Consider the following 14,367-nt stretch of genomic DNA (forward strand, 5'->3'; position numbering starts at 1 on the left):
TACTGATAACTCGTTGTGCATTTTAAATAATACTGATTTTTAGATGATTTAATTTTCTTTGGAAGATAAATTTATTGATATATTGAATAACCGTTGCGGCGGTTATTTTACTGATTATCCTTGTTTTAAAGCCTTCAAAAGTTTTAGCATAGTTTCTTTTAATCATAAATTGGTCGCAAAGTTGAGAGAAAAATATCTCAATTCGTTTTCGCTTTTTCTTGTACAATGAAAATTGAGGAATATAATCTTTCTGATTACTTCTCATTGGTGTATCTAATTTAATATTAGCATAGTTAAATAAATCTATTTGAACTTTTGCTGATAAATAGCCTCTATCTCCAATTAAAGTACAGTTTCGCATTTGCTCACCAATATCTTTTAAATAGTGGATGTCGTGAACGGATGCAGGGCTTATATCAAAATTCTTAATCACACCATTTAAAGAACATACTGCGTGTAGTTTATAGCCATAGAAATATAATTTCTGTGAAGCACAATAACCATATGTTGGTGAAGAATAGGATTGCTCTTTACAAATTTTTGAACGAGTAGAACGAGCGTTTTCACAAACTTTCATTGGCATGCTATCAACGATAAAAATATCTTCAAACTCATTGAACTCCATCGAAATACGCTGTCTAATTTGCTCTGTTTGTAGGGATAGTCTTCGTTTTCGCTTATTGTAAACACTTCTTTCAATTTTGTTTATCAGAGAGTTTGGCAATTTTCTAAATAACTGTAATTCGCTATCAATACTCAAGTATTCAGCAGTAATATTAAGACTTATGACTTCTAAATCGCTCATTTTAGGTGTTCTTCTCTGATAACTAATCAGTTGATTTTCTGAAAAAAGTCCTAAAACTTCCAAAATTCTTTCATATATTTGCTCTATGTTGTTCATTTATATCGTTTTATAGCAAAAACAATATACTGATTTTCAGTCTAATAAACAACTCTTGTTTTTTTCATTTCATAATGCACAACGGGTTACTGATATTGTTTATATATGATTTTGGATATTGTAAATCTTACTAAAAAGTTTGGGGAGCAGGTCGCATTAAACCAAATTAACCTTACCATACAAAAAAATGAAATTATAGGTTTGTTAGGACCTAATGGGGCAGGCAAATCTACTTTAATGAAAACCATTTCTGGTGTTTTGGATATAGAGGAAGGGGAAATTTCTTTCAATGGAACTTCTTTGTCAGTAGGAACATTAGATGCTAAGAAAAAGATAGGCTTTTTACCAGAAAATAACCCGCTTTATACGGAAATGTATGTACGAGAATATTTGGAATTGGTGGCAGATATTCATCACATATCTAAACAAAGGATAGATGAAGTGATAGATTTAGTAGGAATAACACCAGAAAAGTCTAAGAAAATAGGGCAATTATCCAAAGGATATAAGCAGAGGGTAGGTTTAGCTCAAGCTATTATCCACCAGCCAGATTTGCTAATTTTAGACGAGCCAACAAACGGACTAGACCCTAACCAAATTTTAGAGATACGAGAAGTGATTAAAGAAATAGGGCGTAAAAAAACGGTTATTCTATCTACACATATTATGCAGGAGGTGGAGGCGTTGTGCAGTAGAGTGATACTGATACACAAGGGCAACATTATGCAAGATTCTCCAATAGAAGAGTTCAAAGGCAAGTATGCTTCCTTAGAAGAAGCCTTTGCAGCATATACCCATTAAAAATAAAAAAGGAAACTTAAAATTTTAAGTTTCCTTTTTTGCTACTTATAGCGTTTTAAACTGTTCTAGCATTCTTACATCGTTCTCAAAGAACATACGAATGTCGCTCATTTGGTAGAGAAGCATTACAATTCGCTCTATTCCCATACCAAAAGCATAGCCACTGTATTTGTCAGGGTCTATATTTACATTTTTAAGTACGGCAGGGTCTACCATACCACAGCCCATAATTTCTAACCAACCTGTACCTTTAGTAATTCGGTAGTCTGTTTCGGAGTTAAGCCCCCAATAAACATCAACCTCCGCACTTGGCTCGGTGAATGGGAAATAAGACGGTCTCATTCTAATTTTAGACTTTCCAAAAAGCTCCGTAGTGAAAAACTGTATGGTTTGCTTTAAATCCGCAAAACTCACCTTTTCATCAATATAAAGACCTTCTATCTGGTGGAAAATACAATGCGAACGAGAAGAAATAGCTTCATTTCTAAATACTCTACCTGGTGATAGAATACGCATAGGAGGTTCATTTTGCTCCATATGTCTTATCTGCACAGATGAGGTATGTGTTCTAAGGAGAATATCAGGATTTTGCTCTATGAAAAAGGTGTCCTGCATATCTCTAGCAGGGTGGTACTCAGGCAGATTAAGGGCAGTAAAGTTGTGCCAGTCGTCCTCTATTTCAGGACCGTCTGATACCGCAAACCCGATGGACTTAAATATCTCAATAATCCTATTTTTTACTAAATTGATAGGGTGTCTGCTCCCCAGTTCCAAAGGATACCCAGGGCGAGTTAAATCTTTTTTTTCTACTACAATATTAGAGGCAGTTGTATTTTTAAGCTCTTCTAGTTTTTCGGCAACAGCTTGTTTTAGAACATTTATTTTTTGTCCAAAAGCTTTTTTTTGTTCGTTCGGAACTTGTTTAAACTCATCAAAGATGGCGTTTAAAATTCCTTTTTTACCGTTAAATTTTATCCTGAACTGTTCTATTTCATCTTTATTTGAAGACTGAAATTGTTTTACCTCTTGTAGATATGTTTCGATGTGTTCTAACATTCTTTGTTTTCTATTTGGGTGCAAAAATAAGGTTTTCCTACTAAACTTAAAAGATTAGCTGTTAGATAATCTCTAGCCCATAAAATGGACGGATAATTTAAAAATATGAAATTTTTAACTTGCTGTAAAATAGTTGTTTATGGTGTTTTTCTTATTAAGAAAAAAAAACTAATAAAAAAATTTACTTCGAATATCATTTGTTTTATATTTGCGGCAAATTTCTAAAGAAACGAATTTAAGCAGAATTTAAGGTTATGGTTTATAAAATCAGAGTTATTTTAGACACGAAGGATAATGTTTTTAGAGACATTGAGGTGAGAGGAAAGCAAACCTTGTGGAATTTGCATAATGGTATCAAAAGTGCGTTCAGTCTTCAGGGAGACGAGTTGTCTTCATTTTACTTTTCTGATGACGAATGGACGGAGCTCAATGCGATACCACTAGAGGATATGTCTGATGATGGAGATGGAGAAATCATGTCCGATGTATACATCACAGAGGCTTTTCCAGAGAAGGGTAGCAAAATGCTATTCAAATACGGTTTTATAGACCTGTGGGAATTCTATTGTGAACTTTTAGAAGTGATAAAAGAAAAACCTGCAGTAAACTACCCTATAACTGTATTTAGATACGGTAATATGCCACTAAAGGCTCCTAGCAAAAATACTTCATCAAAACCATCACCTACTATGATGAGTGATGATTTTGACGACTTCGATAGTTTTGAAAACGATTTTGATGATGATGAAGGCTTTGCTGATGATTTTAGTGATGAGTATTATGACGATGAAGATTAAATAATAATATGACTAAGAATAGACTACTTTTTTGTAGTCTATTTTTTTATTTTTGCAGTTATAAATAACTGATGATTAAATGGCTATAGAAGATTATATGCTTTCTTGTCCTAACAAGAAAATATTTGGTATGGAATGTTTTGGTTGTGGTTCACAGAGGGCTTTGCTGCTTATTTCCGAAGGTAAATTTGTGGAGGCGTTTTATATGTTTCCTGCCATTTATCCTTTGATATTATTTGTGTTAGTGAGTGCTATTAACTTTATAGATAAAAAGAGACATTATGGTAAAGTAATGATTTTTTTGGCTCTTGTTAGTGTAATCACTATGATTATTTCTTATTTTTGTAAAAATTTCTAAACTTAAAAATTCAAATTACTATGAAACAAAATTTACCAAACGCTACACTAGTGCTTGTACTTGGGATTTTATCTATTCTAGGTTGTTGTTGTTATGGAGTTCCTGGAATTATCTTAGGTGTAGTTGCTTTAGTGATGTACAAAAAAGATAACCAGCTTTATTGGGCTAACCCAGAATTGTATGCTAATTATAGCAATCTAACTACAGGGCGTATATTGGCTATTATCGGTATTGTATTGAGTGCCTTAAATGTTTTAGCTTATGTAGTATTGATAGTATTGTTTGGCTTTGAAGCTTTAACAGACCAAGAACTTTTACAAGAAAGAATTCAAGAGATGATACAACACTAAACTGTTATCTACTATTTTGTAAAACAATGATTAGTAAGATATGAAAAATTTGATTTTAACATTATTAGTATTTACGACATTGCTTTCTTGTGCAACAATACCTTCCAAAAGTCTAAGTGCAGAAAATTTTAGAATTAATGAGGATGAAGGAGCAATTGCTGGAGTTATAGGAATTTTGAAAAGAACTTACTCTTCGGGATCGAATATTTATTACACAAACAAAGATATTGAGCAATTAATTTCGCAAGACAAGAATAATAAACAGAAGTTTACCCTCTATATTGGAACTGGTGCTATCGATCCAAAAACGATTGCTGATTTTCAAAAAGATAAGGAAGATAAATATGTATATTTCTTTTTCGTTCTAAAAGAAAAGCCTGGTAATTATAGATTTAATGAATACACCTATTTTTTTAATTCAGGTTATATTCAAGAATTGTTGACGTATCCAATCGAAAAAAATCTTGAATTCAATATTGAAAAAGGGAAAATCAAATATTTTGGAACAATATTTTTGGATTCAAAAAATCGTAAATTACTTTATACAAGTGAGTTTGAGGAGTCGGATTTGCAAAAGTTTAAGGAGAAATTACCACATATAAATATTACCAACTAATAAAACGGCAGATAACATAGTATTTTCAAAAGGAGGGGGTTGGGTAATGATAGAAAAATTAGTAATATTTCATCGCAAAAGGCTTTTTCCGATATAACTATAACTTAGTTTTTAATAATTTAAACTCTTTGGGAAAGTCCAAAGAGTTTTTTTTGTGCTTTGTTTTTCTTACTTTTGGAATTACTAAAATGTTTCGCTATGCCACAATTTAATCCTAGAGATATTACTTGGCTTGCCTTTAACGAAAGGGTAATGCAAGAGGCTATGGATAAGACTGTTCCGCTCCATTTACGAATTAAATTTTTAGGAATTTTCTCTAATAATTTAGATGAGTTTTTCCGCGTTCGTGTGGCGGGACTGAAAAGAGCAATGAGTTTTAAACCTAAATATAGAGAAAACTCTTTTTTTGATGAACCACAAAAGATTTTAGATAAAATCAATAAAGTGGTGATTAAGCAACAAAATGATTTTAATACCACTTGGGAAGAAATCCAAAAAGAAATGGCTTCCGAAAAGGTTTTTATCAGAACTTCGAAGGATTTATCCGAAGCTCAAAAGCAGTTTGTAAAAGATTATTTTGATGAAGAGGTGGAAGCTAACGTAATTCCAATCCTTCTTCGGGAGGAAATACCGATGCCCTATCTAAGGGACAAAAGTCTTTATTTAGGAGTGGCGATGCGTAAAAAAGAATGGCAATATGAGAGTAATTATGCCATTATAGAAGTGCCTTCTAGAGTAACGGGGCGTTTTGTTATTTTGCCATCTGAAGGAGAGGAAACTAGCGTGATGTTGCTAGAAGACGTGATTAGTTTTAATCTTCCTCATATTTTTTCTTATTTCGGATATGATGTTTTTGAAGCTCATTCCTTTAAAGTAACTAAAGATGCCGAGTTTGACCTTGATAATGACATTAACACCACTTTAGCGGAGAAAATTAAAAAAGGCGTTAAAAGTAGAAGAAAGGGCAAACCTACTCGTTTTGTGTTTGATAAGGATATGGATAAAGCCTTGCTAGAACTTTTAATCCGAAAGCTAGGACTTACGAAGAAAGATAGCATTATACCAGGGCATAAAATTCATAATTTCAAACATTTTATGGATTTTCCTAATGTCTTTAAAACGTATAAAACCCCAGAGGAAAGAACCTCGTTTAATCACCCTTATTTTGAATGGCAGCAGAGGGTTACCGATGTGATTACCCAAAGAGAGGTCTTGCTTACTTTTCCTTATCATAGCTATATGCCTGTGATAGATTTGCTTAGAGAGGCAGCTATGGACCCAGATGTTAAATCTATTCAAATCACGGCTTATCGTTTGGCGTCCAATTCTAAAATAGCCAATGCCCTCATCAATGCCGCTAGAAACGGAAAAGAGGTTACGGTAATGATAGAGCTTAGAGCAAGGTTTGATGAAGAAGCTAACCTCAAATGGAAAGAACGCCTAGAGGTGGAAGGTATCAAAATTTTGGTGGGTATTCCAGATAAAAAAGTCCACGCAAAACTCTGCGTGATTAAAAAAAGGGTAGGAGGTAAGACTATTCAATATGGTTTTGTGAGTACAGGCAACTTTAACGAAAAAACAGCCAAAGTCTATGGAGACCATCTTTTAATGACTAGCAATAGAGCGATAATGGCGGACATCAATAAAGTGTTTAATTACTTTAGGAAACCAACGGAAGACCCTATTCTAGCCCTTAAAAATTGCAAAACTCTGCTGGTGTGTCCTCACTATATGAGAGCAAAGATAGAAGAACTAATAGATAGGGAAATAGCAGAAGCTAAGGCGGGAAGAAAAGCCAAAATTATACTTAAAGTCAATTCGTTAAGTGATAAAGGGTTGATAAAAAAACTCTACCAAGCTGCCGAAGCTGGAGTGAAAATACAAGCCATAGTAAGAGGGATTTTCTGTGTGGTGCAACAGAAAAAATTTAAAACTAAAATAGAAGCCATCAGTATTGTAGATGAGTATCTAGAACACGCTAGGGTAATGTATTTTTACAATAAAGGCAACGAGGATATTTACATATCTTCTGCGGATTGGATGACGCGTAATTTGGATTATAGAGTGGAAGCCGCCGTTAAAATTAACCAACCAGAACTAAAAGAAGAACTGAAAGATTTACTCCAAATTCAGTTAAGTGATAATGTTAAAGCACGAGTTTTAGATAATGCTCTCAATAACGATTATGTGAAAAAAGGAGCTAAGAAGAACAAAATTCGTTCACAGATAGAGATTTATCATTATCTTAAAAACAAAAAATATTAAAATCGTATGAAATTAGCAGCTATAGATATAGGCAGTAATGCCGCCAGACTTCTCATCAACGAAGTGGTTTTGAACGCCAATCATCAACCTGAATTTACCAAACTCAATTTGTTGAGAATTCCGTTGAGGTTGGGTATGGATGTCTTTGTTAAAGGAGAAATAGGAGAGGAGCGGTCTAAAATGGTGGTAGATACGATGAAAGTTTTTAGCGATTTAATGAAAATCTACAAGGTAGAACATTACCGTGCTTGTGCCACAAGTGCAATGCGTGATGCTAAAAACGGACAAGAAATAATAGGACAAGTGGCAAAAACTTCTGGGATTGAGATAGAAATTATTTCAGGAACTGAAGAAGCTAATTTGGTTTACGAAAATCACATTGCCGAAGGCTTAGACGAAGATTACGACTATCTTTATATAGATGTGGGTGGAGGTTCTACGGAGGTTACTTTTTATGAAAACGGAAAGGCTAAATTCTCTCATTCGTTTAATATAGGGACAATTAGGCTTCTAAATCATTTGGTAACCGATGCCCATTGGGCGGAGATGAAGGATTTAATCAAGAGTCATATTACGGGCAAGAAACCGATTGTAGCGATAGGTTCTGGAGGGAATATCAATAAGGTATTTTCTATGAATAAAACCAAAGATGGGAAGGCTTTGGCGGCTTCTAAACTGAAGAAATATTACAAAGAATTTTCTCAACTAAGCGTAGAGGAAAGAATGGTAAAGTACAAAATCCGTGAAGACCGAGCTGATGTAATAGTACCCGCACTTAAAATTTTCAATAATATTTTAAACTGGGCAGATATTTCTAAAATATTTGTCCCTAAAATATCTGTTGCTGATGGGCTTATACACCACATCTATGAAACGGTAAAGAAAGAATAAGTTTTTCAATCACATTTTATTTTGCTCGTTTTCTTATCACTTAAGAAAGCGAGTTTTTATTTTGTGTCTTGTCTTCTTTTTTATCTTGGTCTAAAGCTAATACATCGGTGTAACGAGAAAAAATAGCAAAGCTGTAAGGAAAAATCCCATAGTAACAGAGACACGTATAATTGTAAAGGGTAGAAATTTAATTGTAACGGTGTAAAACTGAATTGTAATGAGTATAAATAGAAATGTAAAGGGTAAAAACTGAATTGTAACAAGGGAAAATAAAATTGTAATAAGTAAAAATAGAATTGCAGTGGGGGAAAACCAAATTGTAACGGGGGAAAATAGAAATGTAATAAGAGAAAATACAACTGTAAAGGATAAAAACAAAAATATGGCAGGGGGAAACAAAAAAGCAACGATAAAACGTTGGGAAGTTGAGCAGATATATGACAAAAATTAGTATATTTACACATCAATCCTAAAAAATAAATTCTATGAAAAAGTATTTTTCTAACCAGCAAACCCTGCAAGACTACGGTATTTTATTTGAAAATATCAAGACCCAAACCGAACTAAAATCTCAACTTGCCGAGTATGGCTACGATGATGCCGAAGTGCAAAAAGGCAAAGCTCTTTACGATAAAGCACAGGAAGTGTATCAGAAAAACATCAAAGAAGGGCAAGAAGAAACTACTGCTTATGCACAATTCACCACCGAGTTTGAACAACTGCTCAAAACCTATAAAACTGACCGAAAAAAAGCCAAAATCATCTACAAAGACCAGCCCGAAACGCTCAAAAACCTTCGTCTAAAGGGGCAAAGTTCTCGCCAGATGGCAAATTTGCTAGATGAAGTAAATATTTTTTACCATAGTTTAAAAGAAGACAGTGCCCTGCTAAGCCCTCTTAACCGACTGAAGATTACGGAAGAAAGCGTAGAGGCGCAACTCACCCAATTGCAAAAGACTCAAAAAGCCTATGCGACTTATACCCAAGAAAAAGGGGAAAGCCAAGACGCTACTAAGCAAAAAAATGCTGCTTTTTCCGATTTAGAAAAATGGGTGAAAGAGTTTTATAGTATTGCTAAAATTGCTTTGGAAGACCGTCCGCAGTTGTTGGAGAGTATTGCCAAATTTGTAAGGAGTTAGTAAGAACTTAAAAAAATCATTCCCCCAAATTATTATTAAAATAGTTTTGGGGAATTTTATTTTTGGGAATATCACACAAGGATATTGCATTTGCGTGAGGGCGGAGGGCATTGTTGGAGCTCCTTTTTTTGGCAAGGGGAGAAGGCTTTGGCAAAAAAGAGCGACTGCCCGAAGACCGACCCAGCAGCCTAGGGAATAGCGGTGGCTTGGGGCACGCCCTAATAAACAAATATGCTTTAAAGAGAAATAAAAAAAAGGAGTTTTTAAATTTCTAAAAACTCCTTTTGTGGTATTATGTAATAGCTATTTATGCTGGTGGCAAGGAATTACCAAAACAGGCACTGGGGCACTTTTGGTAAGTTCTTTAGTCAGGCTGCCTACAAAAACATCATAGATGCCGCTTCTACCGTGAGAGCCCATCACAATATAATCTGCCTTTTTCTCTTGCACATAGTCCAAAATAACCTCTTTGGCGATGCCTTGCTTTAGGATATGCTCGCAGTCTACATCTTGGGCAATGATTCTCTGTTGTAGCTCGTTGAGTTGTAGAGCTTCTTGCTGTATTTCGTTTTTCTCAATTTCAGGGAAATACTGGAAGCCCATATCGCCAATCGCAAAGCCTATATCCGAAGGTGCTACATGAATGAGGAATATTTTACCATTGGTCTTTTTTGCAAACTTTACAGTCTCATCAAGAAGGAAATCTGTGCTTTCGCCGAAATCAACGGGAAGAATAATATTAGTCATAACTACTGATTTTTAGTTCTCTAAAGTTACAAAAAAATGTTGAATTATTAAAGCCTAAAAGCCTACAATATCCTAATATCTAAAACTTTTTGGTCTTCTAGATAGCCTTCCAAAAGGTCGTTTTCTTGCACCTTGCCTACACCTTCGGGCGTTCCTGTAAATATTAAGTCGCCCACTCTTAGAGTAAAATATTTTGACACAAAGGCAATAATATCCTCAAAGCCGAACATCATATGTTGAGTGGCTCCGTTTTGCTTCTGGATTTTATTTTGAAAAAGAGAAAAGTTAATGTTGTTTAAATCAAAGTTTTCCTTTTTATGAAATGAGCTTACCACCGCCGAGCCATCAAACCCTTTGGAAAGCTCCCAAGGGAGTCCTTTGGACTTAAGATTAGATTGTAAATCTCTCGCTGTAAAATCTATCCCTAAACCTATTTCCTCAAAATGTTTGTGGGCGTTTTCCTTTTGGATATACTTTCCACCTTTAGATATTTTTAGGACGACTTCCAGCTCGTAGTGTATTTCGTTAGAAAATTCGGGGATATAAAAATCGTTTCCTTTAAGCAGTGCTGTGTCGGGTTTTATAAAAATGACAGGCTCTTCGGGTATCGCATTGCCGAGTTCTTTGGCGTGTTCGGTATAGTTTCTTCCGATGCAAAGGATTTTCATAAATCAATTATTTTAGATTGAACGATTAAAATTTTCGTCTTAGCTGTATGCTGGTAAGCACCTTCTTGGTGTAGAGCGGGAAGTCAGCATTTTGTACCCAACCGAAATAACCTGCGTCTTTGGCTAAAACCTCTTCTACCAGTTGTCCTTTATATTTACCAAAGGTGAAAATCTCTTGTCCTTTGTCATCAAAAGCAATAAAACCTGCTAAGTCTGCAAATTTTTGATGGTAAGAAAACTCGCTTAGACCATTGATGTCTTTAGGTAGCTCCTCATATTTGCCTACTTGGGCATCTAGTACTTCAAAAGTAGCGAGGGTGTCTGCCTCTGCGGAATGGGCGTCTTCTAGGGTTTTGTTGCAATAGAACTGATAAGCGGCACTTAAATTTCTAGGTTCCATTTTATGGAAAATCACTTGGGCATCCACCAGTTTCATTTTACTAAGGTCAAAATCTACGCCTGCTCTTAGCATTTCTTCGGCAAGAAGTGGGACATCAAATCGGTTAGAGTTAAATCCGCCTAAGTCTGCTCCTGAAATCATTTCCATAATTTTTGGAGCAATTTCTTTAAGGGTAGGGGCGTCCTTTACATCTTCATCGGAAATACCGTGTACCGCAGTTGCAAACGCCGGAATGTGCATTTCTGGGTTTACAAGCCAAGTTTTGGTTTCTCTAGAAGCGTCTGGATTTACTTTTAAAATACAAATCTCTACGATTCGGTCTTTAGAAATATTAGTACCTGTGGTTTCCAAATCAAATATGCACAGGGGTTTATGTAGTTTTAAATTCATTATTGAAAATTAGTTGAGTTGTTTTTGAAATATTAAAGAAACTAAAATATAATACACCACGATTAAAGGAATGGCGTATATTTTAAAGAATGCTAGAATGAGTAACCCGCCTACTAATAAGGCTATTTTAGGGTAATTATCACTTAGTTTTTTAGATTTAAACTTCATTGCTATCATTTTGATAGGGCTAACTAGTAGCCACGAGCTAAGTGCAGTTAAAGCTAAAAGTCCCCAACCGTAGTGAGGTGGCTCTAATATTTTTAACGAAAATACATTAGCTACGATATAGTAAATACCGAAAATTAAAACGGTATTACTAGGTGTATTTAGTCCTTTGAAATAGTATTTCTGTTCTTCATCAATGTTGAAAATAGCCAGTCTTAGACAAGAGAATAGGGTAATGAAAAGCCCCAAGTATTTTATTTCAAATGGAAAGGCAAAACTGCCAATGTTTACGCCATAAGGTTCTAGGAGTTTATACATTGCCAACCCTGGTATTAGCCCAAAACTTACCATATCTGCCAAAGAATCTAGCTGAACCCCCAAAGGCGAGTTGGCGTGTAAGGCACGGGCTATAAATCCGTCAAAAAAATCTAATACTAAAGAAATAATAATGCATATAGCGGTAATTTCGTAAGCTCCGTTAACTAAATGGATAGCTCCTACACACCCCGAAAACAGATTGCCTAAAGTAAAGGCATTAGCGAGATTATTTTTAATAAAATTCATAGAGCAAAGATAAGGATTTCTTTTGAAGGTGTCTTTGAAGAAATAAAAGTGAGGCTATCCTATTAAAGATAGCCTCACTCATCGTTTTGTAAACTTTATTACCAGATTTTAATTCTATCCTCTGGTTTTTTGTAGTGTTTGTCTTTTGCTTCTACTTTAAAGGCATCATACCAAGCATCTACATTTACCAACGGTCCAAAACTACGGAAGTAGCCTGGAGAGTGTGGGTCAGTTTTTACTTGGTTAATCATATATTGCTCGGTAGATTTAGTTCTCCATACGGTTGCCCAGCTCAAAAAGAATCTTTGGTCTTGGTTATAACCGCTGATTTCTCCTGGGTTACCTTTATCTTTAAGATACATTTTTAACGCGTCGTAAGCAATGGCTACACCACCTAAGTCTGCAATGTTTTCGCCACTAGTGAAGACTCCATTTACGAAACTTCCTTTTACAGGCTCGTACTTGCTGTATTGGTCTGCCAGCTGTTTTACTTTGATATCAAAGTTTTTACGGTCTGCATCTGTCCACCAATTGCTAAGGTTTCCATCACCGTCAAAACGAGAACCACCATCATCAAATCCGTGAGAAATTTCGTGACCGATTACTGCACCAATACCTCCAAAATTAACCGCAGGGTCTGCTTTAAAGTTGAAGAATGGCGGCTGTAATATCGCTGCTGGGAATACAATCTCGTTGTTGGTTGGGTTGTAATAAGCGTTTACGGTTTGTGGTGTCATTCCCCATTTAGATTTGTCCACAGGTTTATTCACTTTTTCGGCTAAAGTTTTTTCGTAAGCCCAAAGAGAAACCTGCTTTAAGTTGTCATAAAGAGAAGAGCCGTTATTGAAGTTAAGTTTAGAATAATCTTCCCATTTGTCAGGATAAGCTACTTTTACAGTAAATTTGTTTAGTTTGTCTAATGCTTTAACTTTAGTTTCAGCAGACATCCAATCTAAGTTTTCTATATGATGTTTGTAAGACTTTTTAAGGTAGCTGATAAGCGTTTCCATTTCTGTTTTAGCTTCGGCAGGGAAATACTTGTCTACATATAGTTTACCGAAGGCTTCGCCAAGAACTCCATTGATGAGGCTAAGTCCTCTCTTTTCCATAGCTCTTTGCTCTTTTTGCCCTTGAAGGTATTTGCTATAAAAATTGAAGCTGATGTCGTCTAATCTCTTATCTAAATTATCTGCATTGCCAGAAATTAATCTCAATTTAAGATAATCTTTAATTAGAGGCAGATTAGCACTGTTGATAAATTTATCTAAGTTTTGATAATAGCCTAGCTCCCCTAAAATGACTCTATCTGTGTTTACACCAGCCTCTTTAAGATAAGTAGAAAGGTTTATATTTTTCACTAAACTTGGCAATTCAGAAGTGTTTTTAGGATTGTAGCGTTTGTTGGCATCTCTACCTTCCTCGTTGGTAAGTAGCGTTTTTGCCATTGTTTTCTCTAGGTCTACTATTTTTTTAGCGGTATCGTTAGAGTTCTTATATCCTAAAACATCTAATAGAGAAGCCACATACTTTTGGTATTCGTTGAGTGTTTTTGTGTTCTCTGCGTTCTCTTTTTGATAGTAATCTCTTCCTAAACCTAGACGAGGTCCACCTAGATAGATGGTATTCATCTTAGAGTTTTTAAGGTCGGTGTAGGCGTACCAACTGTAAAGAGGGTTGTCCCCTGTACGAACTGCTGCAGTAAGATAAGTTTGTAGGTCTGCTAAGTTTTTGATAGCCTCAATTTTAGCTAAATCATTTTTGATAGGGTTGATGCCTTCTGCATTTCTTTTATCCATGTTCATAAAAGAAGCGTAGAGGGTTTGTATTTTTTTACCTTCAGTACCTTCAGCATAGGTTTCAGAAAGGATATTTTTAAGAATGGTAAGAGACGCTTCGTCTGTTTTTTCACGCAACTCGTTGAAACTTCCCCAAGAAGCTTTATCTGAAGGAATAACAGCGGTACGCATCCAACCACCGTTTACGAAATTGTAAAAATCGTCTTGAGGGCGAACATTGGTATCCATATATTCTAGGCTAATCCCGTGTTCTTCGTGGTGGTGATGTCCAGCGTGAGAGGTATGCTCTGTGTGAGCAACTTTCTTATTTACAGAACAAGACTGAAAAGCTAATGCTCCAGAAAGTGCCAATAGGCTTAATGTAATTTTCTTCATTTGAATAGATATTTTTGTCGTTTATTTTTAACTTTAGTATAGTAACAGTTTTTAAGCTGACTCTACAAAGCTACAATTTTTTTTGTTA

At 35.2% G+C, this 14,367-nt stretch carries 16 protein-coding genes; 9 read left to right on the top strand and 7 right to left on the bottom strand.

Annotated elements, in window-relative coordinates; all coding sequences use genetic code 11:
- Positions 1 to 22: 22 nt before the first annotated feature.
- Positions 23 to 901: an IS982-like element ISRa1 family transposase gene (locus VIX88_RS11140; RefSeq protein ID WP_214193766.1), complete on the bottom strand. Its 879-nt coding sequence runs from the start codon at positions 899 to 901 to the stop codon at positions 23 to 25.
- Positions 902 to 1,006: 105 nt separating this feature from the next.
- On the opposite strand from VIX88_RS11140, the gene VIX88_RS11145 reads away from it, so the two are divergent.
- Complete coding sequence (locus VIX88_RS11145; RefSeq protein ID WP_004919589.1) at positions 1,007 to 1,702, top strand: ABC transporter ATP-binding protein; 696 nt, start codon at positions 1,007 to 1,009, stop codon at positions 1,700 to 1,702.
- Between the two features lie 45 nt (positions 1,703 to 1,747).
- Here the strand turns inward: VIX88_RS11145 and pheS are convergent, their stop codons facing one another.
- On the bottom strand, positions 1,748 to 2,758 hold the full coding sequence (gene pheS / locus VIX88_RS11150; RefSeq protein ID WP_064970106.1) for a phenylalanine--tRNA ligase subunit alpha: 1,011 nt from the start codon (positions 2,756 to 2,758) through the stop codon (positions 1,748 to 1,750).
- A gap of 254 nt (positions 2,759 to 3,012) precedes the next feature.
- Between pheS and VIX88_RS11155 the strand changes: the two genes are divergently transcribed.
- From VIX88_RS11155 to VIX88_RS11190, 8 genes are all read left to right on the top strand, one after another.
- The gene (locus VIX88_RS11155; RefSeq protein ID WP_064970107.1) at positions 3,013 to 3,555 is read left to right on the top strand and encodes an IS1096 element passenger TnpR family protein; all 543 of its coding nucleotides are present in this window, start codon (positions 3,013 to 3,015) and stop codon (positions 3,553 to 3,555) included.
- Between the two features lie 79 nt (positions 3,556 to 3,634).
- The gene (locus VIX88_RS11160; RefSeq protein ID WP_064970108.1) at positions 3,635 to 3,913 is read left to right on the top strand and encodes a DUF2752 domain-containing protein; all 279 of its coding nucleotides are present in this window, start codon (positions 3,635 to 3,637) and stop codon (positions 3,911 to 3,913) included.
- 20 nt (positions 3,914 to 3,933) lie between these two features.
- The gene (locus tag VIX88_RS11165; RefSeq protein ID WP_064970109.1) at positions 3,934 to 4,263 is read left to right on the top strand and encodes a CCC motif membrane protein; all 330 of its coding nucleotides are present in this window, start codon (positions 3,934 to 3,936) and stop codon (positions 4,261 to 4,263) included.
- 40 nt (positions 4,264 to 4,303) lie between these two features.
- A complete protein-coding gene (locus VIX88_RS11170) occupies positions 4,304 to 4,879 on the top strand; it encodes a hypothetical protein (protein ID WP_064970110.1) in 576 nt (191 codons plus the stop codon).
- 198 nt (positions 4,880 to 5,077) lie between these two features.
- Positions 5,078 to 7,144: a polyphosphate kinase 1 gene (gene ppk1, locus VIX88_RS11175; RefSeq protein ID WP_064970111.1), complete on the top strand. Its 2,067-nt coding sequence runs from the start codon at positions 5,078 to 5,080 to the stop codon at positions 7,142 to 7,144.
- A gap of 6 nt (positions 7,145 to 7,150) precedes the next feature.
- On the top strand, positions 7,151 to 8,035 hold the full coding sequence (locus VIX88_RS11180; protein ID WP_038693990.1) for an exopolyphosphatase: 885 nt from the start codon (positions 7,151 to 7,153) through the stop codon (positions 8,033 to 8,035).
- Positions 8,036 to 8,336: 301 nt separating this feature from the next.
- The gene (locus VIX88_RS11185) at positions 8,337 to 8,486 is read left to right on the top strand and encodes a hypothetical protein (protein ID WP_260311076.1); all 150 of its coding nucleotides are present in this window, start codon (positions 8,337 to 8,339) and stop codon (positions 8,484 to 8,486) included.
- Positions 8,487 to 8,520: 34 nt separating this feature from the next.
- The gene (locus tag VIX88_RS11190; RefSeq protein WP_014938344.1) at positions 8,521 to 9,174 is read left to right on the top strand and encodes a hypothetical protein; all 654 of its coding nucleotides are present in this window, start codon (positions 8,521 to 8,523) and stop codon (positions 9,172 to 9,174) included.
- 303 nt (positions 9,175 to 9,477) lie between these two features.
- Here the strand turns inward: VIX88_RS11190 and VIX88_RS11195 are convergent, their stop codons facing one another.
- From VIX88_RS11195 to VIX88_RS11215, 5 genes are all read right to left on the bottom strand, one after another.
- Positions 9,478 to 9,921 carry a universal stress protein gene (locus tag VIX88_RS11195; protein ID WP_004920337.1) on the bottom strand — a complete coding sequence of 148 codons (444 nt, stop codon included), beginning with the start codon at positions 9,919 to 9,921 and terminating at the stop codon, positions 9,478 to 9,480.
- Between the two features lie 62 nt (positions 9,922 to 9,983).
- Positions 9,984 to 10,589, bottom strand: a complete 606-nt coding sequence (locus tag VIX88_RS11200) for a fumarylacetoacetate hydrolase family protein (RefSeq protein ID WP_064970112.1) — start codon at positions 10,587 to 10,589, stop codon at positions 9,984 to 9,986.
- A gap of 25 nt (positions 10,590 to 10,614) precedes the next feature.
- On the bottom strand, positions 10,615 to 11,379 hold the full coding sequence (locus VIX88_RS11205; RefSeq protein ID WP_004920332.1) for a 3'-5' exonuclease: 765 nt from the start codon (positions 11,377 to 11,379) through the stop codon (positions 10,615 to 10,617).
- Between the two features lie 9 nt (positions 11,380 to 11,388).
- Positions 11,389 to 12,108 (bottom strand): CDP-alcohol phosphatidyltransferase family protein, encoded by a 720-nt coding sequence (locus VIX88_RS11210; RefSeq protein ID WP_013446836.1) that lies wholly within the window; start codon positions 12,106 to 12,108, stop codon positions 11,389 to 11,391.
- 98 nt (positions 12,109 to 12,206) lie between these two features.
- Entirely contained in the window at positions 12,207 to 14,279 is a 2,073-nt protein-coding gene (locus tag VIX88_RS11215) for a M13 family metallopeptidase (protein ID WP_064970113.1), read from the bottom strand.
- Positions 14,280 to 14,367: the final 88 nt, after the last annotated feature.

Source organism: Riemerella anatipestifer, from assembly GCF_035666175.1.
Classification (GTDB): domain Bacteria; phylum Bacteroidota; class Bacteroidia; order Flavobacteriales; family Weeksellaceae; genus Riemerella; species Riemerella anatipestifer_D.